Source organism: Acidovorax sp. FJL06 (assembly GCF_003852545.1).
Taxonomy (GTDB): Bacteria; Pseudomonadota; Gammaproteobacteria; order Burkholderiales; family Burkholderiaceae_C; genus Acidovorax.
The window spans coordinates 15,604-38,471 of record NZ_QAJR01000016.1; the positions used below are offsets into that span (position 1 = coordinate 15,604).

Consider the following 22,868-nt stretch of genomic DNA (forward strand, 5'->3'; position numbering starts at 1 on the left):
AGGGCATTCTTCTGGTTGCTGGGGCCGCATGGCGCATGCGGCGCTTGGCTTCTTTTCGGCGGGGACGCAATGAACTTGAGGTCTAGCACTAGGCACGGCTGTCGGCCGCAGCGCCATGGGCCGCCATTTTTGGAGCGGGAAGCGCCTCTATCGCAACACCATCAATGGTTTATTGCTATCGAAATTAGTGTTTCTTATTTTCTTTGGATAACCGCTTTTCGGCACGCCGGGCGTCCAGCGCCGCCCGGCGTGCCAGCGATCTACACCCCCAGAAACCCGGCAATCACCAGGCCTGCTTCCAGCGTGAACAGGCCCTGGGCCACCTGCGCGCGCAGCGCCGCCAGCGGCAGCAGGTCAAAACGCTCGACCTCGCCATCCTGGTTGCAAGGCTCCATGCCGCCCGGCACCTGGGCGCAGAACCAGTCGATGCGCTCGCGCATGTAGCCCGCGCCGCCGCCTTCGCGACTGGGGCGGCTGAAATCCACATGGCCGCCATGGCGCAGGCCGTGCAGGGCCTCCACCCGCAGGCCCGCCTCTTCCCAGGTTTCGCGCGCCAGCGCCTGGGGCCGCGAGTCGGCGGCCGAGACCATGCCGCCCATGAGCGTGTCCCACAGGCCGGGGTTGTTGGGTTTGCTCATCGAGCGCTTTTGCACCCACATGCGGCCGTCGGGTGCCAGGCCCACCAGGTGGACGGCGCGGGTGGCGATGCCCAGCACCCGCACGGCGCCGCGCTCCACGGTGCCCACGACCTCGCCAGCGGGGTTGCACACGGCCAGCTGTTCATCGCGCCAGGGGCCGCACAGGCCGGCGTCGCGCAAGGCGGCGGCCAGGGTGTTGAGCGCATCGGTGGTGGCATCCACCGGCACATCGAGGTGCCATGCCGCGGCGCCAGAATGCTCCTGATTCAATAGCTGGTAGCGCTTATCAGTCAAGCGACAGAGGCTGATTTGACTCAAAAACCCCTCCACCATCGACCCCACGACCTGGCCTGCCACCACCAGGGCCTGGCGGGGCTGTGCGGGCGGGCGCTGGGCGGCCTCCCGCGCGCCAGCCAGCCATGCCTCGAAAGACGGGTTCTGCACGGCGTGGCTCACAGCGTGAGGATGGTGCAGCCCGTGGTCTTGCGCGCCTCCAGGTCGCGGTGGGCCTGCTGCACCTCGGCCAGGGGGTAGCGCTGGTCAATGTGAATCTTCACTTGCCCGCTGGCCACCACGGCAAACAGCTCGTCGGCCATGGCCTGCGTGCTTTCGCGCGTGGCGATGTGGGTGAACAGTGTCTGGCGCGTGATGTAGAGCGAGCCCTTGGCCCCGAGCGCGCCCGGCGCAAACGGCGGCACGGGCCCCGAAGCGTTGCCGAAGCTGGCCATCAGGCCAAAGGGCCGCAGGCAGTCGAGCGACTTGTCCCAGGTGTCCTTGCCCACCGAGTCGTAGACCACCTTCACACCCTTTCCGCCGGTGATCTCTTTCACGCGGGCCGCAAAATCCTCTTGGTTGTAGTTGATGGCATGGGCCGCACCGTTGCCCCGCACCAGTTGGCACTTGGCATCACTGCCCGCCGTGCCGATAAGTTGCAGGCCCAGGGCCTTGGCCCATTGCGTGGCGATGAGGCCCACGCCCCCAGCGGCGGCATGGAAGAGCACATGGTCGCCCGGCTGCAGGCCTTCCACGGGCAGCGTCTTCTTGAGCAGGTACTGCGCCGTCAGGCCCTTGAGCATCATGGCCGCGCCGGTCTCGAAGCTGATGGCGTCGGGCAGCTTGCACACGCATTTGGCGGGCATCACGCGGACCTCGCAATACGCCCCCGGCGGGTTGCTGGCATAGGCGGCGCGGTCGCCCACCTGCAGGTGCGTGACGCCCTCGCCCACGGCCTCGATCACGCCCGCGCCTTCCATGCCGATGGTGGCAGGCATGCTGAGCGGATACAGGCCGGTGCGGTGGTACACGTCGATGAAATTGAGGCCAATGGCGTGGTGGCGGATGCGGACTTCGCCGGGGCCGGGCGCGCCCACGGTCACATCGACCACCTGGAGTTCTTCGGGGCCGCCGTGCTGGCGGATCTGGACGGCGAGGGTCATGGCAAAAGCTCTCCTGTGTACGTGGGTGACAAACGGCGGCCATCCTGCCATGAATCGTGTGTCCGCGCCGCCCGCCGAAATGGGGCCGGCGCGCCCCAGGGACTTGTGGCCCGGCGCGGCAAGGCACGGCCTGCGCCGTTACAGTGCAGCCCCATGACTCACAAACTCACACCCGGCACGGCCGTGCTGCTGGTGATTCCGCCCCTGCTGTGGGCTGGCAACGCCGTCACGGGGCGGCTGGTGCATGACCTGATCCCGCCCATCACGCTCAACTTCATCCGCTGGGTGCTGGCTTTTTTCATCCTTCTGCCGCTGGCGCATGGCGTGCTGCGTGCAAACAGCCCGCTGTGGCCCCACTGGCGCCGCTATGCGCTGCTGGGGCTATTGGGCATCGGGGCCTACAACGCGCTGCAGTACATGGCGCTGCAGACCTCCACGCCCATCAACGTGACCCTGGTGGGCTCCAGCATGCCGGTGTGGATGCTGGCCGTGGGGGCGCTGTTTTTTGGCGCGACCGTCACGCGGCGCCAGGTGGCGGGTGCGCTGCTGTCGATGTGCGGCGTGCTCTTGGTGCTGAGCCGGGGCGAGTGGGCGCAGCTGCTGGCGTTCCGCCTGGTGCCGGGTGATGTGTTCATGCTGTTGGCCACCATCTCGTGGGCGTTCTACAGCTGGCTGCTGGCACGCACCAGCGAGCCCGGCAGCATCCGGGGCGACTGGGCGGCCTTCCTGATGGCGCAGATGGTGTTTGGTCTGGCCTGGTCGGGCAGCTTTGCCGGCGCCGAATGGGCCAGCGGCCGCACGCAGATCGCGTGGGGCTGGCCGCTGGTGGCGGCCCTGGCCTTCATCGCCGTGGGCCCGGCGGTGCTGGCCTACCGCTGCTGGGGTGTGGGGGTGCAGCGGGCGGGGCCTGCGGTGGCGGGCTTTTTTGTGAACCTCACGCCGCTGTTCGCGGGGCTGCTGTCCGCAGCGTTTCTGGGCGAAACGCCCCAGGCGTTCCACGGTGTGGCCTTCGCGCTGATCGTGGGGGGCATTGTGGTGTCGTCGCGGCGCTGAGGGACTGCGGGGCCGCCATCAAAGCCTGTGCCCCGGCCCTCACCCGGGCAGGTCGAGGTCTTCGGCGGTGGCGGTGGACTCCAGCAACACCTCCAGCTCCGCCACGGGCATGGGCCGCCCCAGCAGGTAGCCCTGGAAGAACATGCAGCCATACTGGGCCAGCAGCTTCTTCTGTGCCTCGGTCTCCACGCCTTCGGCGATCACGTCCAGCTCCAGGTTGCGCGCCATGCCCAGGATGGTCTGCACGATCACATCGTCGGTGTGCCGCACGCCCAGGTTGCGCACAAAGGACTGGTCGATCTTGAGCTGGTCCAGGGGCAGCCGCGTGAGGTAGGCCAGCGAGGAGTAGCCGGTGCCAAAGTCGTCCACCGAGAACCGCACGCCCTTGGTCTTGAGCGTGCCGATCTTGGCGATGGTGTCCTCCACGTTGTCCAGCACCAGGGATTCGGTGAGTTCCAGCTTGAGCAGGTGGGGGCGCGCGCCCGTCTCGCGCAGCACCTCGACGACGCGCGCCACGAAGTCGCGCTGGCGGAACTGCCGTGCGCTCACGTTGACCGACAGCTGCAGGTTCTGCAAGCGCGGCTCGCCCTGCCAGGCGGCCAGCTGCTCGCAGGCGGTGCGCAGCACCCAGTGGCCCATGGGCACGATGAGTTCGCTCTCTTCCGCCACCCCGATGAAGGCCCCCGGCGCCACCAGGCCACGCTCGGGGTGCTGCCAGCGGATCAGCGCCTCGGCCCCCACCATGCGGCCGTCCAGGTGGAACTGCGGCTGGTAGTGCAGCACGAACTGGCGCGCGGTCAGCGCCGCCTGCAGGTCGGCTTCGAGCTGCGCGCGCAGGCTGATGGCGATCTGCATCTGCGGGTCAAAAAAGCACAGCGCGTTGCGGCCCTGCGATTTGACCTGGTACATGGCAATGTCGGCCTGCTTGAGCAGATCGACCGAGGACTGGATCGCGCCGCCCATCAGCGTAGCGCCGATGCTGGGCGTGCTGTGGTGGGCATGCCCACCGAGCGTGTAGGGCACGTTGAGCTTGCGCAGGATCTTCTCGCCCACGCGGCGGGCATAGGCGGCCGCTTCCTCGCCGACGGCGGAAAGATCGCCCAGCATGACCACGAACTCATCACCGCCCAGCCGCGCCACCGTGTCTTCGCGCCGCACGCAGGTCTTCAGCCGCTGGGCCACCTGGCGCAGCAGCATGTCGCCCACCTCGTGGCCCCGGGTGTCGTTCAGGGTCTTGAAGTGGTCCAGGTCGAGAAACAGCAGGGCCCCGTACTGGCCGCTGCGCGCACTGGCGGCAATGGCCTGCTGCATGCGGTCCATGAGCAGGCGGCGGTTGGGCAGGTTGGTCAGCGGATCATAGAAAGCGAGGTTCTCGATCTCGGCGCCGGCCCGCCGCAGGGCGGTCACGTCGTGGTAGCTGATGACCAGGCCCCCGTCGGGGGTGGCGCGCTCCGTGATCTGGATGGTGCGCCCATTGGAGTACACCTGTTCATGGGGTTCTTGCTGCAGCTGTTTTTGCCGTTGCAGGCGCTGCTCCACCCAGCGCGGGTGCTCGCCATCGGCCAGCAGGGGGTGGTGGTGCTTAACGGTTTCCTCGATCACCGACCGAAACGGCAGCCGGGGCGCCACGATGCCCTTGAGCCAGGGGAAGATCACTTCAAACTGGCTGTTCCATTGCACCACGCGGTTCTCGTTGTCGAGCAGCAAGAAGCCGCTGACCATGGACTCCAGCGCCTGGTCGAGCGTGGCCTTGGATTGCGCAATGGCCGCACGGGCCTGCGCAAGCCGGTCCAGGTAGCGCACGGCCAGCCCGCCCGCCGCCAGGATCATGGCAATGAAAACCATGGCCGTCAGCGCGATGGCGTCGCGCTGGTCACGCCAGCTGCTCAGCGCCTCCTGCAGCGGAATGCTTGCGGAAATCCGCAGGTCCTGGTACAGGATGGGCCGAAACACCACCAGTGCGGGCTCGCCGGTGAGGCGCGCCGGGGCCTTCCACTCCATGCCCAGGTCCACCAGATCGCCCAGCGGCGGCGTCAGCGTGGGCGCAATCACCTCTTCACGGCCAGGCACGCCCAGCAGCAACTGCCCCCCCGCACGTTCGAGCGTGACCTGCAGGCCGCTGATGTCCACCCCCTGGAGCAGCACCGAGCCCAGGCTTGCCACCGGCAATTCGGCCACGGCCACCACCCGGGTGCTGTCGGCCAGGCGCAGGTGGCGCGCAAAGTACAGGACCCGCTCGGAGCTTGCAAAGCTCACCATGGGGGCGCTGACCACCAGGGCAGACACCGGCTGCTCTAGCACGGTCTCGAGGAATCCCGCCGGCAACTGCACCGCAAGCCCGCCGCTGGCCGGATCGGAAGAGGCCATGGTTTTGCCCGCGCCGTCCAGCAGGGCAACGTAACGCACCATCAGGTTCTGGCGCGCGGAAGTGCGCAGCCGCTGGCTGGCAGAGTCCGGGTCGATCCACGCGGCCGTCGCGCTCGACAGGCCCAGCAACTCGTCCATGCTCGCCAGCAGCACATCCACCGCCAGCAGTGAGCGGTTGAGTGCAGCCTCGGCGCCCGCCACAAAGCGCGTGGCCTGGGCCTCGTTGTCGTCCAGGGCCACCTTGCGGGCATTCCAGGCCACCGCCGCGGCCACCAGCACCACGGCCACCACAAACACCACAACCCCAGCCCCCACAAAGGCCTTGATGCGCAATGGTGTCGTGGGCTCCCTCATTTATTTCGCGGGTGCTGCCATCAGGCCACGCGCGGGGCCGATGGTCTGGTTCCAGGCCTGGGCGCAGCGCGCGCCGCAACGCTGCACCCAGCGCGGCAGCACGGTGGAGGCAAGGATGTCCTGACGGCTGCGCTCATCCTGCGGGGAGGCCGGCACCACCACCATGGCGCCCTTGGCGCCCCCGGTGCAGGTGGGCGCGCCCCGGTTGCAGGCCAGCCCTTCGGCCGTTTCGCGTTCGGACTCGGCCCAGATGGCGGCCTCCAGCCGGGGCAGCTCGCGCTTGAGCAGCTCGCGCAGCTCGGCCGGCAGGCCCGCCCAGGCGGCCTGGTTGGCACCAAAGATGGCCAGGCCCCAGGTCACGGGCAAGGTGTGCACATGGGAGGTGATAGTGGGCAGGCCCAGCATGTTGCCCGACATGGTGCCCGTGATCGCGCACTCGGTGTTGCCCGCCGTCAAGCTCGGCACGATCTGGGAAAAACTGGTCAGCACCGGCACGCCCCCCAGCGCGCCCACAAAATCGGCCTGCGTGGACGAAGACACCCGGATGCGGCGCCCCGACAGGTCGGACAGCGTGCGCAGCGGCTTCTTGCAAAACACCACCTGGGCCGGGTAGACGTAGATCGCCAGAGCCTCCACGCCATGCTGGTCCCGCAAGGCCTTTTCGAGGTAGGGGCGGAAGGCGGTGAGCGTGGTCCGAAGCGTGGCGATGTCCGGGTTCAGGCCCGCCAGGTCGGGAGCGGTGTACTCGGGGTACTGCGAGGTGAACGAGCTCATCAGGGTGGTGCCAAACGGCACCACGCCCAGCTGCAGCAGGCGCAGCATCTCGTTGCCAGGCACACCCGCCCGGTCGAAGGGCACGATCTCTGCCTGGAACTTGCCGCCACTCAGGCGGGACAGCTCCTTGCTCCAGAACGGCTCTTCCTGGCGGGTGTACTGGTTCACCCCCGCCAGCCCGCCCACCACACGCAGTTTGTAAGCGGCTGCAGCGCCCGCCGAAGGTTCTGCCGCATGCACACAACCCCACGCGGCCAGCGCCGCGCACAGGAAGACTGCGCAGCGGCGCAAGCGAGGAATCAGAGCAGTGGATTTTGGATGCATGGCGAACAATGGGGAGCAGTATTCCACCAATTTTTCAGCCCAACGGACAAGCTGTCGGCAAAACACCACGGGCGAGCCACCGTGAGAATTGGTGAGTGGCACAGCCCATGGGAAACCCACCGCAATTTACCTCATCTGCATGCCGCCGCACGCCTTCGCCGCGCGCTGCACATCAGAAAGTGCCTGGGTAGGCGCCGCCATCCGCCAGCACGTTCTGCCCCGTCATGTAGCCCGCCTGGGTACTGCACAGAAACGCGCAGATCGCACCGAACTCGTCGGCCGTGCCATAGCGCCCCGCCGGGATCTGCGCCTGCTGGGCGGCACGCACATCATCCACGCTCTTGCCCGCCTTGCCTGCGGCCGCCGTCACGGTGGCCGCCAGCCGGTCGGTATCGAATTTACCGGGCAGCAGGTTGTTGATGGTCACGCCCCGCGCCGCGATCTTGCTGCGCGACACGCCGGCCACAAAGCCCGTGAGGCCGCTGCGCGCGCCATTGGACAGGCCCAGGATGTCAATGGGCGCCTTCACCGCGCTCGACGTGATGTTGACGATGCGGCCAAAGCCCCGTGCCGCCATGCCATCCACCGTGGCCTGGATGAGTTCGATGGGGGTGAGCATGTTGGCGTCCACCGCCTTGATCCAGGCCTCCCGGTCCCAATCGCGGAAATCCCCCGTGGGAGGCCCTCCGGCGTTCGTGACCACGATGTCGAAATCACGCCCCGGCCCCCCCGCCACGGAAAACACCGCCGCCCGCCCTGCGGGGGTGGTGATGTCGGCGGCCACGGCCAGGACCTGGGGAAGAACACTTGTTTTTCCGCTGGCTGCGACATTGTTGGCAATTTCCGCGGTGAGTCGCAGGGCGGCCTGCTCCAGAGCCTCTACATTGCGAGCATTGATGACCACATTGACCCCCTCGCGCACCAAGGCCTGCGCGCAACCGTAGCCCAACCCCTTGCTCGCGCCACACACGAGCGCCCATTTGCCTGTGATACCCAAATCCATAACAATCCTCTTCTCTACCGCTGCAGTTCGCAGCTCGGCAAATCATCATAAATGGAGAGTCAAAGAGATGAACTGGCAGCACCGAGGAGCCCTGGCCGTCTGGTTGGCCTTCGCCGCATGGGCCGCTCCGGTCGTCAGCGCCCACGCGCAGGAATCCGCAGTGATCAAGCGCGCTACCCAATTGCGCGACGCGCCTTCGGATACCGGCGCCAGCGTAGCGCCGCTGGAGGCCAACTCGGTCGTCACCCGCAGCAATGAGCGCAAAGGTGCGTGGGCCAGGGTGAGCACGCAGCAAGGTGCGACAGGCTGGGTGCATATGTTCGACCTGGGGCCTCAAACGGGCTCGGCCAATGCCAGCAACAACTCAGCCACCAGCGGCCTGCGGGGAGTCGGTGGCCTGTTCGGCGGCAACAGCGGCGCCACCACCACGGCGACCTCCACCGTGGGCATTCGCGGCCTGGGCGCTGAAGACATTGCCAAGGCACAGCCCAACCCGGCGGCCGTGGGCCAGGCCGAAGGCCTGCGCGTGAACGCCGACCAGGCACGCCAGTTCGCCCAGTCTGCATCGCTGCATGCCCGCGACGTGCCCGCCATGGCCCAGCCTGCCCTGCCCTCGGGCGGCGCAGGCAACCGCTCCGGCGGCAGCTCTGGCAACCCCTCCGACCCCAACTACAGCCCCAACTGAGGAGATGACCATGCATCGGAATTCCGGCTGGAAGCGCTGCGCGGGCGTGGCCACCCTGTTCGCGGCACTGGCTGCAGCCCCTCTGGCGGCCCACAGCCAGAACGTCATGAACATCCTGAACTCGCTGGGCGGAGGCCTGGGCTCGGCCATCACGGGCGGCAAGCCCGCCCCGGCAGCGCAGGGTGACGACCTGATCAGCCTGCTGACCCAGTCGATGGAGAACATCGACGAGGCCAAGGAGATCGAGATCGGCCGCCAGTTGGCCGCCCTGCTGTTGGGCGCCAAGCCCGCCCACCCGGACATGGCGCTCCAACGCTACGTGAACCGCCTGGGCCGCTGGATCAGCCTGCAGTCGCCCCGCCCCGGACTGCCCTGGACGTTCGTGGTGCTCGACGACCCCGGCTACAACGCCTTCGCCGCGCCCGGCGGCTATGTGTTTGTGACCAAGGGCCTGATCGACCGCTGCGCCGACGAATCCGAACTGGCGGGCATCCTGGCGCACGAGATCACGCATGTGACCTCCAAGCACCACCTGCAGGCCATCCGGCAAAGCGCGATGGCGGGCGTCGGCACACAGTTGCTGGCCTCGCAAATCCGCACGAGCAACATGGCCGGCCAGCTGGTCAAAGACCAATTGCTGTCGCTGTTCCGCACGGTCTACACCAAAGGGCTGAGCCAGTCCGACGAGTTCGAAGCCGATCGCAGCGGTGTGGCGATGGCGGCCAAGGCCGGCTTCGACCCCTATGGCCTGGTGTCGGTGCTGCAGCAGTTGCGCACCGTCACGCCAGACAACCCGATGTTCACGCTCACCATGTCCACCCACCCCGCCGCCCAGGCACGCCTGGACTACCTGGAGCAGTCCATGGGCCGGCAGCTGGACGGCCTGGGTGGATCGCGGGCCACCATCGCGCAGCGCCTGGGGGGCGGCAACAGCGCTCCGCCCGCACCTGCGGCCCGGCCCGCGCCGGCCAAAAAGGCGGGCTGAAGTCCGCTGCGCGGGCAAGGCCTGCCGCAGTTTTCTGGCACGGGAGCGCCCCGGCTTCGGCGGGCCCATCGGCCCGAGTGGCTTTTCCAGAGAACCGGCCCAAAGGTTCTCAGACTGACTGGCGCCGCACCGCGCGGGTAAACACAAAAATCCCAGCCACCACCAGCGCCGTGCCCGCCGCCACCCAGACGGTGAAGGGCTCGCCCAGGATCCACACCCCCATGAGGATGGTGGACAGCGGGCCCACCATGCCGGCCTGGGCGGCCATGCCCGCACCAATGCGCTCGATGGCCATCATCACCATCACCACCGGCGCGGCCGTGCACAAGGTGGCGTTCAGAACGGAGAGCCAGATCACCTCGGGTGCCACCACGGCCGCCGCCAGGGGCCGCAGCACTGCAAACTGCGCCAGGCAACACAGGCAGGCCACCGTCGTCGCCAGCCCCACCAGTCGCAAGGCCCCCAGGCGTTGCACCATTTCGCCGCTGTAGACCAGGTAGATGGCGTAGCTCACGGCGCTCAGGAACACCAGCAGCGCCCCCCAGGCCACGTTGGTGCCCTGCAGGTTGGCCTCGTGGCCAAACACCAGCACCACGCCGCAGTAGCTGACCAGCATGCCCGCAGCCTGTGCCCAGCGGATGCCCCGCCCATACAGCAGCCAGCCCAGCAGCACGACCAGCGTGGGGTTGAGGTACAGGATGAGCCGCTCCAGGCTGGCGCTGATGTAGGCCAGCCCGGCAAAGTCCAGAAAGCTGGCCAGGTAGTAGCCCGTGACCCCCAGGCCCAGCACGCCCAGCCAGTCCTTGCGCGTGAGCGGCGGCTTGCCACGGCTCGCCCACCAGGCCATTACGGCAAAGATGGGCAGGGCAAACAGCATGCGGTACATGATGAGCGTGACCGCATCCACACCGTGGCGGTACGCCAGCTTGACGATGATGGCCTTGCCGCTGAATGCGATGGAGCCGCACAGCGCCAGCAGAAGGCCGGACGCCATGTGCGTCCTGGCCGTGGGTGCCGGGTGGAAAGCTTGCGCGGATGGGGGTGGGACGGAAGACACGGGGCCTCGGATTTTCCTGGTCAAAACATGCACTGGCGGGGCACGCCGTGCACGCACCGCCCGAAAGCCAACGAGTGTGGCACGGCATCTCCACCCGTGCCATCGAGGCTGCACGCGGGAGCCCCCTTGATCAACGATGGCAGGGACAGCCCAACACCCGCCCCGCCTCGGCGCCCCTGCGCGGAAGCCGCCTCAGCCGTGCTTGTGGAACACCTTGTGGTGCAAGCGCCGCAGCGACCACCACACCCCCACGGCCACCACCGGGATCGCAATCGCCGCTGTGGTCTCGGGCGACAGGGGCCAGCCCAGCTTCTGCGCCCCCTTGGCCAGGTAGCTCACCAGGCCCACGATGTAGTAGGTGATCGCCGCCACGGACAGGCCTTCCACGGTGGACTGCATCTTGAGCTGCAGGTCCTGCCGGTGGTTCATGGTGGTCAGCAGCGCCTGGCTGCTTTGCTGCTGCTCGATCTCCACACGCGTGCGCAGCAGGTTGCTCATGCGGGAGACGCGCTGCGACAGCGCGTCCTGGCGGCGGGTGGCCCACTCGCAGGTGCTGCGCGCGGGGCTCAGGCGCCGGTCCATGAACTCGCGGATGGTCTGCATGCCCGCCAGGCGCGATTCGGCAATGTCCTCGATGCGCTTGTCCAGCAGCTCGAAATAGGCGCTGCTGGCCGAGAACCGCGAATGCGAGGCCGCATGCTGGCTCTCCACCTGCCCGGCCAGCCGGGTCAGGCGGTCCAGCAGGGCCGGTTCATCGTCGCGGTTGACCGTGCGGATCGCGTTGGCCAACTCGGCCAGCTCGCGTTCGGCAAAGGCCAGTTCGCTGGCCGCCTCGCGGGCGGCAGGCAGACCGAGCAGCGCAGCCATGCGGTAGGTTTCGATTTCCAGCAGGCGCTGCACCAGGCGCCCCAGGCGGCGCGGCGTCATGCCCCCCGCCAGCAGCACCATGCGCGAAAAGCCATCGGCATGGATCGCAAAGTCGGTGTAGACCTCGCCGTGGCCATCGGCCACCGTGGATGCCACCAGCGTGTCTTCGTGCAGCACATGCTTGACCAGCGAGCCCGAGCCAAAGGTGTGCGTGGGCAGCACCCACAGGTTCAAGCTGCACAGGCACTGCCCCGGCAGGGCCGCCAGCCAGTCGCGGGGCACGGCATCCACGGCACTGGCGGGCTCGCGTTCGCCAAAGGCCTCCACGGGGGCTGGCACCATGAAGGTCCAGGTCACGAACTCGGTGTGCAGCTCCCAGCGCATGCGAAAGGCGCCCAGGTCCATCCGCAGGTGGGTGGTGTGGGCATCGGGCAGGGCCATGTGGTGGTCCCGCAGGAGCGCAGCCACATGGGCCCGGCTCGCCTCGCGCCCGGCGGCATCGGCCAGCATCACGATATGTGCAATGGCCAGGGGGGCGTTCATCGCCTCGGGCGGGCGGGCGTGGATTTCGTTGTGCAGCATGGCCCGGTGGGGGTGCTGCGCTGGATGGAATGGAGTGGACATGCGGACCTCTGCCCTGATTGTGTACCGGCAACGGCGGCCGGCAGCAGACGCCACTGCCCAAAAAACAACGGCACCCGAAGGTGCCGTTGTGCAGGGCGGGAAAGAGACAGCCCCGAAGGCGATCAGTCTTCCACGAAGGCTTCTTCGCGCTTGTTCTTCACCGCAGGCAGCAGCACGATGACGAGCAGCAGGGCCGCAGCAGCCAGCAGGCCGGCCGACAGCGGACGCGTGACGAACACGCTCCAGTCACCACGGGACAGCAGCAGCGCGCGGCGCAGGTTTTCTTCCATCATCGGGCCCAGGATGAAGCCCAGCAGCAGCGGTGCAGGCTCGGTACCCAGCTTGTAGAAGATGTAGCCAATCAAACCAAACGCGCCCACCATCCAGATATCGAAGGTGTTGTTGTTGGTCGAGTACACACCCACCGCGCAGAACAGCACGATGGAAGGGTACAGCCAGCGGTAAGGCACGGTGAGCAGCTTGATCCAGATACCGATCAGCGGCAGGTTCAGGATGATCAGCATCGCATTGCCGATCCACATCGAGGCGATCAGGCCCCAGAACAGCTCGGGGTTGCTCGTCATCACCTGGGGGCCAGGCTGGATGTTGTGGATGGTCATCGCACCCACCATCAGTGCCATCACGGCGTTGGGGGGAATACCCAGCGTCAGCAGCGGGATGAACGAGGTCTGTGCGCCCGCATTGTTGGCGGCTTCCGGAGAGGCCACGCCACGGATGTTGCCCTGGCCGAAAGGCACTTCACCAGGTTGCAGCTTGGTCTTCTTTTCCAGCGTGTAAGCAGCAAACGCAGCCAACAGCGCACCGCCACCCGGCAAGATGCCCAGTGCAGAGCCCAACGCCGTACCGCGCAGCACCGCAGGAATCATGCGCTTGAAGTCGTCCTTGGTGGGGAACAGGCCTTCCACCTTGGCAGTGAACACCTCACGCTCATCGTCAGGGCGCGAGAGGTTGGCAATGATTTCACCGTAGCCGAACACGCCCATGGCGATGGTCACGAAGCCGATGCCGTCGGTCAACTCAGGGATGTCGAAGCTGAAACGGGCCACGCCCGAGTTCACGTCGGTGCCCACGAGGCCCATCAACAGGCCCAGCACGATCATGGCCACGGCCTTGAGCAGCGAACCCGAAGCCAGCACCACGGCGCCGATCAGGCCCAGGATCATGAGCGAGAAGTACTCGGCCGGGCCGAACTTGAAGGCTACTTCGGTCAGCGGAGGCGCAAAGGCCGCCAGGATCAGCGTACCCACGCAACCCGCGAAGAACGACCCCAGGCCGGCCGCCGCAAGCGCGGGCCCCGCCCGGCCCTTGCGCGCCATCTGGTAGCCGTCGATCACGGTCACCACCGACGACGACTCGCCCGGCAGGTTCACCAGAATGGCGGTGGTGGAGCCACCGTACTGGGCGCCGTAGTAAATACCGGCCAGCATGATCAGCGCAGCCACGGGGGGCAGCGCATAAGTGGCGGGCAACAGCATGGCGATGGTCGCCACAGGGCCGATACCTGGCAGCACGCCGATCAGCGTCCCCAGCAAACAGCCCACAAAGCAGTAAATCAGGTTCTGGAACGTGAAGGCCACGCCAAAACCAAGCGCAAGATTGTTAAATAGATCCATGATCAGTGCTCCTGCTTAACCCGTGATGAAACTCGGCCACACAGGGAACTGCAGCTTGAGCGCCCAGACGAATGCCACATAACTACCAATAGCAAGCACCGTGGCGAGAACGAACACGGCCTTGGCATTGAACTCATTGCCAGCCAGGCTGGAGATGAAGGTCAGTGCGTAGATGCCAACGATGAGGCCCATCGCCGGAATGCCCACGCTCGGCAGGCCGCCCAGCAAAATGCCGAAGGCGAAGTTGGCGGCGAGGATGTAGAACAGGGGCTTCCAGGCCCACGCGCCCACCTTGTCGCCATCCTGGGTTTCCACCGTGACTGCCTTGAAGGTGATCACGCTGCCAATGATGGCGAGCAAGACACCCAGCAACAGGGGAAAGTAGCCCGGGCCCATGCGGGCACCGTTACCCACGTTGTACGTGGTTGCACCCCACGCAAACGCCACTCCGACGCCCATGAACATGAGGCCGGAAAAAAAGTCTTTTTGACTCTTGATTTTCACGAATTGTCTCCTTGACGGGATCTCGACTGCGCGATTGTGGGGTCAACCGGCGTGCGTGCGGATGTGGATTCCACCTACATCCGGTAACGCCTGGTCGCCCGCCTTCGGGCGGTTCAGCAGCCAAAGAGACTTGATGGCGGTGGACCATGGGGCCCACCCCCGGTTACTCCAGCGGCGGTGTGGCCGCAATCACCTCGTCCAGGGTGGTCAGGCCCTCGGCCACCCGCAGCGCGCCCGCCAGGCGCAGGGGGCGCATGCCGTCCTGCACGGCCTGGCGGCGCAGCGTGTCGATGGAAGGGGCCTGGGTGATCTTGTCCTTGAGCGCCTCGCTCACGGTGAGCAGTTCATACAACCCCATGCGGCCGCGAAAGCCGCCCATGCGGCAGTCCACGCAGCCCACGGGCTTGTAGGGCTGGTAGGCGCCGTTGATCTTCCAGGGCTTGACGATGTCGGCCAAGGCCTCGCGGGGAGCCGCCTCGTCGGCCTGCTTGCACTGCTTGCACAGCGTGCGCACCAGCCGCTGGGCCAGCACGCCAAGCAAGGTGGCGTTGATGAGGTAGGAAGGGACGCCCAGCTCCATCATGCGGGTGATGGCGCTCGGGGCATCGTTGGTGTGCAGGGTCGAAAACACCAGATGCCCCGTGAGCGCGGCCTGGATGGCCATCTCGGCAGTCTCCAGGTCGCGGATTTCGCCCACCATGATGATGTCCGGGTCCTGGCGCATCAGCGCGCGTAGGCCTTCGGCGAAGTTGAAGTCGAGCTGCGGCTGCACCTGGGTCTGGTTGAAGCTGGGCTCGATCATTTCGATCGGGTCTTCCACCGTGCTCACATTGACCTCTTCGGTCGCCACGCGCTTCAGGGTGGAGTACAGCGTGGTGGTCTTGCCCGAGCCCGTGGGCCCGGTCACCAGGATGATGCCGTGCGGGCGCTTGACCAGCGCTTCCCAGCGCTGCGCATCGTGCTGTGCAAACCCCAGGGCATCGAGGTCCTTGACCGCGTTGTCCGGGTCAAAGATCCGCATCACCATCTTTTCACCAAACGCGGTGGGCAGGGTGGACAGGCGCATTTCCACCTCGTCGCCCCGCTGGTTGCGCGTCTTGATGCGGCCGTCCTGCGGCCGGCGCTTTTCCACCACGTCGATGCGGCCCAGCAGCTTGATGCGCGAGACCATGGCGTTGTGCACGCCCATGGGCATCTGGTAGACCGGGTGCAGCACACCGTCGATGCGAAAACGGATCACGCCCTGCTCGCGGCGCGGCTCCAGGTGGATGTCGCTCGCGCGCTGGTCAAACGCGTACTGCCACAGCCAGTCCACCACCTTGACCACGCCCTGGTCGTTGGCATCGAGCTGCTTGTTGCTCTTGCCCAGTTCCACCAACTGCTCAAAGCTGTTGCCGCCCGAATTGCCCCCCGCCTTTTGCGCCGCACGCACCGACTTGGCGAGCGCGAAGAATTCGGCGGTGAAGCGGTGGATGTCCTGCGGGTTGGCCACCACGCGGCGCACCGTGCGGCGCGACTGGCGCTCCACCTCGGCCACCCAGTCGTCGATGAAGGGCTCGGCCGTGGCCACCACCACCTCCTTGGCCGTGACCTGCACTGGCAGCACCTTGTGGCGCTCGGCGTAGGTGGCGCTCATGCTGTCGGCCACGCGGCCCACGTCCACCTTGAGCGGGTCGATGCGCAAATAGGCCAGCCCGGCCCGCGTGGCCAGGTATTCGGACAGCGCCTCGATGTCGAGCGGCTTGCCGTCGCTGGCGCGCGCCATGGCCACGCTGGCCAGCCGCACCAGCGCATGCTGGGAGCTTTCGGCCTGCGAGCAGCGGGCGATGGTGCGCTGCGCCTCCTCGCGCGAGATGACATGGTCATCACTGAGCCACTGCACCATGCGGCGCCAGTCCACCGGGCCGATGTGGGGGGCGGCCTTCAGGCGGCCAGGGACATCCACGGAAGCTGTCATATTCGCAACCTTTCAGGGCTTCACCGGCTTGAACGCTCGCAGCCATTTGGCGGTGGGCAGGTCCCAGCGCGCCTGGATGGCCTCGGCCCGCTCGGCCAGTTCCGCACGCTTGGGCCGTGACGGGGTGCGCTGCGCCAGCACCACCGTATTGCCCTCGCGCGTGGGCTTGAACGACCACAGCGCTTCGTCGCCAAAGGCCTGCGCCATGCTTTTGAGGCTGCGGTCAAAGCTCGATGCCCGCCCGAACAGGTTCACAGTCATGCTGCCGGTGTCGGTCAGCAGCGCACGGCAATCGGCGTAGAAATCGGGGCTGTCCAGCACCGGCGCCGCCGCCTCATGGTCGTACAGGTCCACGGCCAGCGCATCCACGGTGCCTTGCCACATGGGGTTTTGGATCTCCTGGGCGGCATCGGCCAGCACCACCCGCAGCTTGGGGCCGTCGGGCGGCAGCTTGAACCACTGGCGGCATACCGCCAGCACCTGGGGGTTCAGTTCGATCGCCGTGGTGCAGATGCGCAGCTTCTTGTGGCAGAACTTGGTGATGGCCCCCGCCCCCAGGCCCAGTTGCATGGCATGGCCCTTGGACACCTGCGCGAGGTCGGCAAACAGCAGCCAAGCCATCATGCGCTGCACATATTCCAGCTCCAGCTCGAACGGATCGGCAATGCGCATGGAGCCCTGGATCCAGGGGGTGCCCAGGTGCAGGTGGCGCACTTCGCCGTCATCAGACACGCTGACTTCGGGCAGCTCTTGCGGTTTTTCTTTTTTGCGGGTCATTCAAAGCGTTCAAAGCAGGTGGTGGGCCGACAGCAGCGCGGCCCAAGCCGCCAATTTACGGTCAAAACTCCAGGAGGCGTTGGCCGGGCTGGTCGATGGCAGCCGCACGGCCGCGATCTGCGGCCCGTGCTGCGGCCCCAGGCTGGCCAGCACCGCCGGGGCGTGCCGAAAGCTCTCGGCCCCGTTGTGGGCCACGGCCGCCAGCCGGGGGCAGCGCCCGCGCAAACGGGCAAAGTCGTTGACCCGGGCGTTGCGGATGCTGGTGTCCAGGCTGCCTTCCCGTTCGCAGCTCTCGTAGACATCCCACAGCCCCAGCCCGCGCGCCAGCAGCCAATCGCAGCGCTGCGCATAGTGTTCGGGTCCGGCAGCGGGCAGTGGGTACTGCGGCCAGAGCGTCTGCAGAATCTTCCAGAAATGGTTTTGTGGATGGGCATAGTACTGCTGCGCCCGCAAGGAGGCCGCGCCCGGGAAACTGCCCAGCACCAGCACCACCGTCCCCTCGGAGGCCACGGGCGGCAGCCCTTGCCACCGAACGGCAGCAGGGGCGGGCGTGGAGCCAAGGGCACAGAGGTCGGGCATGGACCGATTCTGGACCGAAACCGCGCGAGCGCTTTTGCCTACCTGCAAAAAAAGATAGCTGTCAACCGTTTGCCACGCTGCTCAAACCTCCAAAATTACTCCTCAATTCGGGTTAGACAGGCCAGCAATGCCGCCAGCCGGGGCAGCGCCGCGCAGGCATTGGCGGTGGTGGCTTGCGCAAGCGCCGCCAGGGTCTGCCCGCGCAGTTGCGCCAGCACCCCGGCGATGCGTGGCAACTCGGCCGGCGCATTGCGCCCCTGGGCCAGGCCTTCGGCGCGCTGCGCGGCCGGGGTGTAGAGCCAGTGGGGCGGGATGTCGGGGGCATCGGTTTCCAGGACCAGTGCGTCCTCGGGCAGCTCGGCGGCCAGGCGGCGTAGCTGCAGGGCGCGGTCGTAGGTCATCGCGCCGCCAAAACCGAGCTTGAAACCCAGGCCGATGAAGGCCTGCGCCTGCTGCAGGCTGCCATTGAAGGCATGCGCAATGCCGCCACGCACCGGCAGGTCGCGCAGGCCCTTGAGCAGCTTGTCGGCCGAGCGGCGCACATGCAGGATCACCGGCAGATCGAACCGGCGGGCCAGCTGCAGCTGGGCCCGGTAGAACCGCTCCTGCCGCACAGGGTCCAGCCCCGGCACGAAGTAGTCCAGGCCGATCTCGCCGATGGCTACCAAGCGCGGGTCCGCATGGTGCTGCACCAGCATGTGTTCCAAAAGCGCCACATCCCCGTCGCCCGCGCGCCCGGTGTAGAGCGGGTGAATCCCCAGTGCATAGCTGTCGCCATGCTGGTGCGCCAGCAGGCGCACGGTGTCCCAGTTGCTGCGCTCCACGGCCGGGATCACGCAATGGCCCACGCCCTGCGCTGCCGCCTCGCTGCGCACCGCGCGGCGGTCGGCATCGAACTCGGGGGCGTCGAGGTGGCAGTGGGTGTCGATCCAGACGGTCATGTGCGGATGATGCCCCATGGGGCATGCCCCGGGGCCACGCACGGTAGCCCCGCGTGTGCATTTGCAGGCAAACCGTGCTACCGTCATTTGCGTGCGCCAGCCCCTGGCGTGAAAGAGCCTGCGGACGGTCCTCCAGCGCCCCCGTGCAACCGTCCATGGGTTCCCAGAGCAAAGGTGACAGGATGCCCCGGCCCGCCCTCTACAGCAGCTCCCGCCCCGCCCGCAGCCGTGCGCCCGCTTCGGTGGCCGCCCCCGAAGCGCCCGTGCCCACCGCCCCGCCCCCCGGCGATGCGGCCGCCGCCACCGCCCCTGCAACACACCCGCCGGCCATCAGGCGCCAGCTGCTGGCCTTGTGGGCCCTTGTGCTGCTGTTGGCAGCCCTGCTGGCGGCCAGCGCCTGGCAGCAGCGCAATCCCGCTGCCCGCAGGATCACCCAGGAAGACATCGACGCCGCCGTGCTGCGCACGCTGGAGACCACCACCCCACCCTCGGCGGCGGCACGCGCAGTGGAGAGCATTGCGCCGTCCGTGGTGCGCGTGGTGGGCTACAGCCGCAGCAAGAACGGCAAGGAAGAGATCGAGCGCGGCATCGGCACGGGCGTGGTGATCGTGGACAAGGGCGTCATCCTGACCAACCTGCATGTGGTGGCGGGCGCCGAGCGCATCGGCATCACCTTCCACGATGGGCTGGAAACCACCGCCAGCCTCACCGGCGCCCAGCCCGAGAACGACCTGGCCGTGCTGCAAGCCCACAAGGTGCCCGACGACCTGGAGGCCGCCACGTTGCGCTCCACCCAGAACCTGCGCCCGGGCGACCACGTGGTGGCCGTGGGCTTTCCCTTCGGCATCGGCCCCTCGGCATCGGCGGGCGTGGTCTCGGGCCTGGAGCGCGAATTCACCTCGCCCGAGGGCAAACGCCAGCTCAGCAACCTGATCCAGTTCGACGCGGCCGCCAACCCGGGCAACTCGGGCGGGCCACTGGTCACGCTGGATGGCGAAGTGGTGGGCATCGTCACCGCCATCCTCAACCCGACGCCGGCACGCACCTTCATCGGCATAGGTTTTGCCGTACCCATCGAGAACGCGGCCTCGGCCGTGGGCATGCCGCCCTTCTGATCCTCCATCCGATCCACCAAGGAGCACCATGGAAACCTCCCCGTCGATCTCCGCAGCAACCAACACCCCCACGGCCACGGCCACCCTGATGGAGCAGGTGCTCTACGAAGTCAAGCGCGTGGTGGTGGGCCAGGACCGCTTTCTGGAACGCGTGATGGTGGCCATGCTCGCCCAGGGCCACCTGCTGGTCGAGGGGGTGCCGGGCCTGGCCAAGACGCTCACGGTGAAGACGTTGGCCAGCACCATCCAGGGCAGCTTCAAGCGCATCCAGTTCACGCCCGACCTGGTGCCCGCCGACCTGGTGGGCACCCGCATGTACAACCAGAAGACCGGCGAGTTCAGCACCGCGCTGGGCCCCGTGTTCACCCACCTGCTGCTGGCCGACGAGATCAACCGCGCGCCCGCCAAGGTGCAGAGCGCGCTGCTGGAGGTGATGCAGGAGCGCCAGGTCACGATCGCGGGCGAGACCCACAAGGTGCCTGAGCCCTTTTTGGTGATGGCCACGCAGAACCCCATCGAGACCGAAGGCACCTACGCGCTGCCCGAGGCGCAGGTGGACCGCTTCATGATGAAGGTGCTGCTGGGTTACCCCACGGAGGAGGAAGAGTTCGTGATCGCCCAGCGCGCACTCGACGTGCCCGTGCAGGTGCTGCCCGTGGCCACCACCGCCCAGCTGGCGGCGCTGCAGGCCGAATGCCGCACGGTGTATGTGGACCCCTCCCTGCTGCAGTACGCCGTGAAGCTGGTGGCCGCCACCCGCGAGCCCACGCGCCATGGCCTCAAGGACCTGGCCGGCTACATCAGCTGCGGTGCCAGCCCTCGCGCCACCATTGCGCTGGCCGAGTGCGCCCAGGCCCTGGCCATGCTGCGCGGGCGCAGCTACGTGCTGCCCGAGGACATGACCGACCTGACCGCCGACGTGCTGCGCCACCGCATTGCGCTGTCGTACGAAGCGCTGTCCGAAGGGCTGGATGCCGACGCACTCATCCAGCGCCTCATGGCCAAGATTCCGGCGCCTGCGCGGCCCTTGCACCACGAGCAAAAAGTGGCCTGAGCCTGCATCATGAGCAAAAAGTCGCCTGACACCCCCTCTGCCACGGTCCATACGCTGCCAACCCTGCCGGGCCAGGCCGACCGCCTGCTGCGCGAGCTGGAATGGAAGGTCATCCGCCGGCTCGACGGCCTGCTGCAGGGCGACTACCGCACGCTGATGCGTGGCAGCGGCCTCGATCTGGCCGATCTGCGCGAATACCAGCCCCACGACGACGTGCGCCACATCGACTGGAACGTGACCGCGCGCCTGGCCCAGCCCCATGTGCGCGTGTTCACCGAAGACCGCGAGATGACCGCCTGGTTCCTGCTGGACCTGAGCCCGTCCATCGGCTTCGGCCCCGAGGGGCATGCCAAGCGCGACATCCTCACCGGCTTTGTGGCCGTGCTCTCGCGCCTGCTCACACGCCACGGCAACCGCGTGGGCGCCATGCTGTATGGCGGCGCCAACCACCAGGCCGCGCGCGCGGTGGACGCCGTGCTGCCGCCCCGCAGCAGCCGCGCCCATGTGCTGCACCTGGTGCATCGTCTGCTGGGGGGCCATCCGCCCAGCACCCCGCCCCCCCAGGGCGGCGGCGCGGCCACCGAGCTGCACCGCCTGCTGCAGGCCGCGCTGGCCAACCTGCGCCGCCGCTCCACCGTGTTCGTGGTGTCCGACTTCATCAGCGCGCCCGGCTGGGAAAAGCCGCTGGCCCAACTGGCCCGGCGCCACGACGTGGTGGCGGTGCGCCTGCTGGACCCGCTGGAGCTGGAACTGCCCGACATCGGCCTCATCACCCTGCGCGACGCCGAGAGCGGCGAGCAGCTGCAGGTGGACACCCACGACGCCGCCTTCCGCCGCCGCTTTGCCCGCCTGGCGGCCGAACGCGAGGCCACGCTGCGCAACAGCCTGGCACGCGCCGGCGCCGACACGCTGGAGCTGTGCACCGACGACGATCTGGTGGACGCCCTGCTGCGCTTCATGGACCTGCGCCAGCGCCGCGTGCGCGCCCCGCGCGCGGCGGCGTGGCCCGCACCTGCCGTTGCCGAACCCCACTACGCCACCTGAGGGAGACACTGCACCATGGTTTTTCTCTGGCCCACCCTGCTCTGGCTGCTGCTGCTCGCCCCCTTGTTGGTGCTGCTGTACGGGTGGCTGCTGCACCGGCGCAAGAAGACGGCGATTGCCTACTCCAGCCTGTCGCTGGTGCGCGAGGCCCTGGGCCCCGGCCAGCGCCTGCGCCGGCACATCCCGCCCGCCCTCTTCCTGCTGGCCCTCATCGCACTGCTGCTGGCCGCCGCGCGGCCGCTGGCCGTGATCACCCTGCCCTCGCAGGAACAGACCATCATGCTGGCCATGGATGTCTCGGGCAGCATGCGCGCCGCCGATGTGGAGCCCGACCGCATCACCGCCGCCCAGAACGCCGCCAAGGCCTTCATCGCCGAGCTGCCCCGCCATGTGCGCGTGGGCATCGTGGCCTTTGCGGGCAGCGCCCAACTGGCACAGCTGCCCACACAAAACCACGAAGACCTGGTCAAGGCCATCGACAGCTTCCAGCTGCAGCGCGGCACGGCCACGGGCAACGGCATCATGCTGTCGCTGGCCACGATCTTCCCCGATGCGGGCATCGACATCGCGGCCCTGGGCGGCCGCCAGGCCATGCGCCCCAAGCCCCTCGATGAAATCGGCAACAAGCAGGATGCGGCCAAGCCCTTCACCCCGGTCGCGCCCGGCTCCTACACCTCGGCCGCCATCATCATGCTGACCGACGGCCAGCGCACCACGGGCGTGGACCCGCTCGAAGCCGCCAAGTGGGCGGCCGACCGGGGCGTGCGCGTTTACACCGTGGGGGTGGGCACGGTACAGGGCGAAACGATTGGCTTCGAGGGCTGGTCCATGCGCGTGCGGCTCGACGAGGAAACCCTCAAGGCTGTGGCTGCGCGCACCAATGCAGAATACTTCCATGCCGCCACGGCGGCCGACCTCAAGAAGGTCTACCAGGCCCTCAGCTCGCGCCTGACGGTGGAAAAACGGGAAACCGAAATTTCCGCCCTGTTCGCGCTCGCGGGGGCCGCGCTGGCGCTGCTGGCTGCGGCGCTGTCGGTGTGGTGGTATGGGCGGGTGATGTAGCAACGCCCTCCCAGCGACCGGCCGAGCGCAGGCA

At 67.6% G+C, this 22,868-nt stretch carries 20 protein-coding genes; 7 read left to right on the forward strand and 13 right to left on the reverse strand.

What is annotated here, in order from left to right; translation table 11 throughout:
* Positions 1-260: 260 nt before the first annotated feature.
* Both DBV10_RS09940 and DBV10_RS09945 read right to left on the reverse strand, forming a co-directional pair.
* Positions 261-1,094, reverse strand: a complete 834-nt coding sequence (locus DBV10_RS09940; RefSeq protein WP_124513110.1) for an NUDIX domain-containing protein — start codon at positions 1,092-1,094, stop codon at positions 261-263.
* Positions 1,091-2,074, reverse strand: coding sequence for a quinone oxidoreductase (locus DBV10_RS09945; protein ID WP_124513112.1), 984 nt, complete (start codon positions 2,072-2,074; stop codon positions 1,091-1,093). Before DBV10_RS09945 ends, DBV10_RS09940 begins: the two co-directional genes overlap by 4 nt.
* Before the next feature lie 153 nt (positions 2,075-2,227).
* On the opposite strand from DBV10_RS09945, the gene DBV10_RS09950 reads away from it, so the two are divergent.
* Positions 2,228-3,127 carry a DMT family transporter gene (locus tag DBV10_RS09950; protein WP_124513114.1) on the forward strand — a complete coding sequence of 300 codons (900 nt, stop codon included), beginning with the start codon at positions 2,228-2,230 and terminating at the stop codon, positions 3,125-3,127.
* Between the two features lie 39 nt (positions 3,128-3,166).
* Here DBV10_RS09950 and DBV10_RS09955 read toward each other — a convergent pair whose 3' ends face one another.
* The 3 genes from DBV10_RS09955 to DBV10_RS09965 form a co-directional block, all read right to left on the reverse strand.
* Positions 3,167-5,848, reverse strand: coding sequence for an EAL domain-containing protein (locus tag DBV10_RS09955; protein WP_124513116.1), 2,682 nt, complete (start codon positions 5,846-5,848; stop codon positions 3,167-3,169).
* The gene (locus tag DBV10_RS09960; RefSeq protein WP_124513118.1) at positions 5,849-6,946 is read right to left on the reverse strand and encodes a TRAP transporter substrate-binding protein; all 1,098 of its coding nucleotides are present in this window, start codon (positions 6,944-6,946) and stop codon (positions 5,849-5,851) included. It abuts the gene before it with no gap.
* Between the two features lie 172 nt (positions 6,947-7,118).
* Positions 7,119-7,949, reverse strand: coding sequence for an SDR family oxidoreductase (locus DBV10_RS09965; RefSeq protein WP_124513120.1), 831 nt, complete (start codon positions 7,947-7,949; stop codon positions 7,119-7,121).
* Positions 7,950-8,016: 67 nt separating this feature from the next.
* Here DBV10_RS09965 and DBV10_RS09970 point away from each other — a divergent pair, with 67 nt between their 5' ends.
* Together DBV10_RS09970 and DBV10_RS09975 are read left to right on the forward strand one after the other, a co-directional pair.
* Positions 8,017-8,634 (forward strand): SH3 domain-containing protein, encoded by a 618-nt coding sequence (locus tag DBV10_RS09970; protein WP_124513122.1) that lies wholly within the window; start codon positions 8,017-8,019, stop codon positions 8,632-8,634.
* Positions 8,635-8,644: 10 nt separating this feature from the next.
* The gene (locus DBV10_RS09975; protein ID WP_233589876.1) at positions 8,645-9,619 is read left to right on the forward strand and encodes a M48 family metallopeptidase; all 975 of its coding nucleotides are present in this window, start codon (positions 8,645-8,647) and stop codon (positions 9,617-9,619) included.
* A 109-nt stretch (positions 9,620-9,728) separates the two neighbouring features.
* On the opposite strand, the gene DBV10_RS09980 is transcribed toward DBV10_RS09975, so the two are convergent.
* The 8 genes from DBV10_RS09980 to DBV10_RS10015 all read right to left on the reverse strand — a co-directional run bounded on the left by DBV10_RS09980 (position 9,729) and on the right by DBV10_RS10015 (position 18,559).
* Positions 9,729-10,613, reverse strand: a complete 885-nt coding sequence (locus DBV10_RS09980) for a DMT family transporter (protein ID WP_124513124.1) — start codon at positions 10,611-10,613, stop codon at positions 9,729-9,731.
* 255 nt (positions 10,614-10,868) lie between these two features.
* On the reverse strand, positions 10,869-12,167 hold the full coding sequence (locus DBV10_RS09985) for a DUF3422 family protein (protein WP_124513126.1): 1,299 nt from the start codon (positions 12,165-12,167) through the stop codon (positions 10,869-10,871).
* Between the two features lie 122 nt (positions 12,168-12,289).
* Entirely contained in the window at positions 12,290-13,801 is a 1,512-nt protein-coding gene (locus DBV10_RS09990) for a tripartite tricarboxylate transporter permease (RefSeq protein WP_124513128.1), read from the reverse strand.
* A gap of 15 nt (positions 13,802-13,816) precedes the next feature.
* Positions 13,817-14,305: a tripartite tricarboxylate transporter TctB family protein gene (locus DBV10_RS09995; protein WP_124513130.1), complete on the reverse strand. Its 489-nt coding sequence runs from the start codon at positions 14,303-14,305 to the stop codon at positions 13,817-13,819.
* A 163-nt stretch (positions 14,306-14,468) separates the two neighbouring features.
* Positions 14,469-16,262 carry a GspE/PulE family protein gene (locus tag DBV10_RS10000; RefSeq protein ID WP_124513132.1) on the reverse strand — a complete coding sequence of 598 codons (1,794 nt, stop codon included), beginning with the start codon at positions 16,260-16,262 and terminating at the stop codon, positions 14,469-14,471.
* Between the two features lie 12 nt (positions 16,263-16,274).
* On the reverse strand, positions 16,275-17,039 hold the full coding sequence (locus DBV10_RS10005) for a spermidine synthase (protein WP_124513134.1): 765 nt from the start codon (positions 17,037-17,039) through the stop codon (positions 16,275-16,277).
* Positions 17,040-17,048: 9 nt separating this feature from the next.
* Positions 17,049-17,618: a DNA-deoxyinosine glycosylase gene (locus DBV10_RS10010; protein WP_124513136.1), complete on the reverse strand. Its 570-nt coding sequence runs from the start codon at positions 17,616-17,618 to the stop codon at positions 17,049-17,051.
* Positions 17,619-17,713: 95 nt separating this feature from the next.
* Complete coding sequence (locus DBV10_RS10015; protein WP_124513139.1) at positions 17,714-18,559, reverse strand: TatD family hydrolase; 846 nt, start codon at positions 18,557-18,559, stop codon at positions 17,714-17,716.
* Positions 18,560-18,741: 182 nt separating this feature from the next.
* Here DBV10_RS10015 and DBV10_RS10020 point away from each other — a divergent pair, with 182 nt between their 5' ends.
* Genes DBV10_RS10020 through DBV10_RS10035 form a run of 4 tightly spaced genes read left to right on the forward strand, consistent with a single transcriptional unit; the run spans position 18,742 to position 22,834 of the window.
* Positions 18,742-19,674 (forward strand): S1C family serine protease, encoded by a 933-nt coding sequence (locus DBV10_RS10020; RefSeq protein ID WP_124513140.1) that lies wholly within the window; start codon positions 18,742-18,744, stop codon positions 19,672-19,674.
* A gap of 28 nt (positions 19,675-19,702) precedes the next feature.
* Positions 19,703-20,728 carry a MoxR family ATPase gene (locus DBV10_RS10025; RefSeq protein WP_124513142.1) on the forward strand — a complete coding sequence of 342 codons (1,026 nt, stop codon included), beginning with the start codon at positions 19,703-19,705 and terminating at the stop codon, positions 20,726-20,728.
* A 9-nt stretch (positions 20,729-20,737) separates the two neighbouring features.
* Complete coding sequence (locus DBV10_RS10030; protein WP_124513144.1) at positions 20,738-21,772, forward strand: DUF58 domain-containing protein; 1,035 nt, start codon at positions 20,738-20,740, stop codon at positions 21,770-21,772.
* Positions 21,773-21,787: 15 nt separating this feature from the next.
* Positions 21,788-22,834 (forward strand): VWA domain-containing protein, encoded by a 1,047-nt coding sequence (locus DBV10_RS10035; protein ID WP_124513146.1) that lies wholly within the window; start codon positions 21,788-21,790, stop codon positions 22,832-22,834.
* Positions 22,835-22,868: the final 34 nt, after the last annotated feature.

Excerpts from the sequence above, each read along its gene's own strand:
- DBV10_RS09945 (WP_124513112.1), bottom strand. The coding sequence starts at position 2,074 with ATGACCCTCGCCGTCCAGATCCGCCAGCACGGCGGCCCCGAAGAACTC.
- DBV10_RS09950 (WP_124513114.1), top strand. The coding sequence starts at position 2,228 with ATGACTCACAAACTCACACCCGGCACGGCCGTGCTGCTGGTGATTCCG.
- DBV10_RS09955 (WP_124513116.1), bottom strand. The coding sequence starts at position 5,848 with ATGAGGGAGCCCACGACACCATTGCGCATCAAGGCCTTTGTGGGGGCT.
- DBV10_RS09960 (WP_124513118.1), bottom strand. The coding sequence starts at position 6,946 with ATGCATCCAAAATCCACTGCTCTGATTCCTCGCTTGCGCCGCTGCGCA.
- DBV10_RS09965 (WP_124513120.1), bottom strand. The coding sequence starts at position 7,949 with ATGGATTTGGGTATCACAGGCAAATGGGCGCTCGTGTGTGGCGCGAGC.
- DBV10_RS09970 (WP_124513122.1), top strand. The coding sequence starts at position 8,017 with ATGAACTGGCAGCACCGAGGAGCCCTGGCCGTCTGGTTGGCCTTCGCC.
- DBV10_RS09975 (WP_233589876.1), top strand. The coding sequence starts at position 8,645 with ATGCATCGGAATTCCGGCTGGAAGCGCTGCGCGGGCGTGGCCACCCTG.
- DBV10_RS09980 (WP_124513124.1), bottom strand. The coding sequence starts at position 10,613 with ATGGCGTCCGGCCTTCTGCTGGCGCTGTGCGGCTCCATCGCATTCAGC.
- DBV10_RS09985 (WP_124513126.1), bottom strand. The coding sequence starts at position 12,167 with ATGTCCACTCCATTCCATCCAGCGCAGCACCCCCACCGGGCCATGCTG.
- DBV10_RS09990 (WP_124513128.1), bottom strand. The coding sequence starts at position 13,801 with ATGGATCTATTTAACAATCTTGCGCTTGGTTTTGGCGTGGCCTTCACG.
- DBV10_RS10000 (WP_124513132.1), bottom strand. The coding sequence starts at position 16,262 with ATGACAGCTTCCGTGGATGTCCCTGGCCGCCTGAAGGCCGCCCCCCAC.
- DBV10_RS10005 (WP_124513134.1), bottom strand. The coding sequence starts at position 17,039 with ATGACCCGCAAAAAAGAAAAACCGCAAGAGCTGCCCGAAGTCAGCGTG.
- DBV10_RS10010 (WP_124513136.1), bottom strand. The coding sequence starts at position 17,618 with ATGCCCGACCTCTGTGCCCTTGGCTCCACGCCCGCCCCTGCTGCCGTT.
- DBV10_RS10015 (WP_124513139.1), bottom strand. The coding sequence starts at position 18,559 with ATGACCGTCTGGATCGACACCCACTGCCACCTCGACGCCCCCGAGTTC.
- DBV10_RS10020 (WP_124513140.1), top strand. The coding sequence starts at position 18,742 with ATGCCCCGGCCCGCCCTCTACAGCAGCTCCCGCCCCGCCCGCAGCCGT.
- DBV10_RS10025 (WP_124513142.1), top strand. The coding sequence starts at position 19,703 with ATGGAAACCTCCCCGTCGATCTCCGCAGCAACCAACACCCCCACGGCC.
- DBV10_RS10030 (WP_124513144.1), top strand. The coding sequence starts at position 20,738 with ATGAGCAAAAAGTCGCCTGACACCCCCTCTGCCACGGTCCATACGCTG.
- DBV10_RS10035 (WP_124513146.1), top strand. The coding sequence starts at position 21,788 with ATGGTTTTTCTCTGGCCCACCCTGCTCTGGCTGCTGCTGCTCGCCCCC.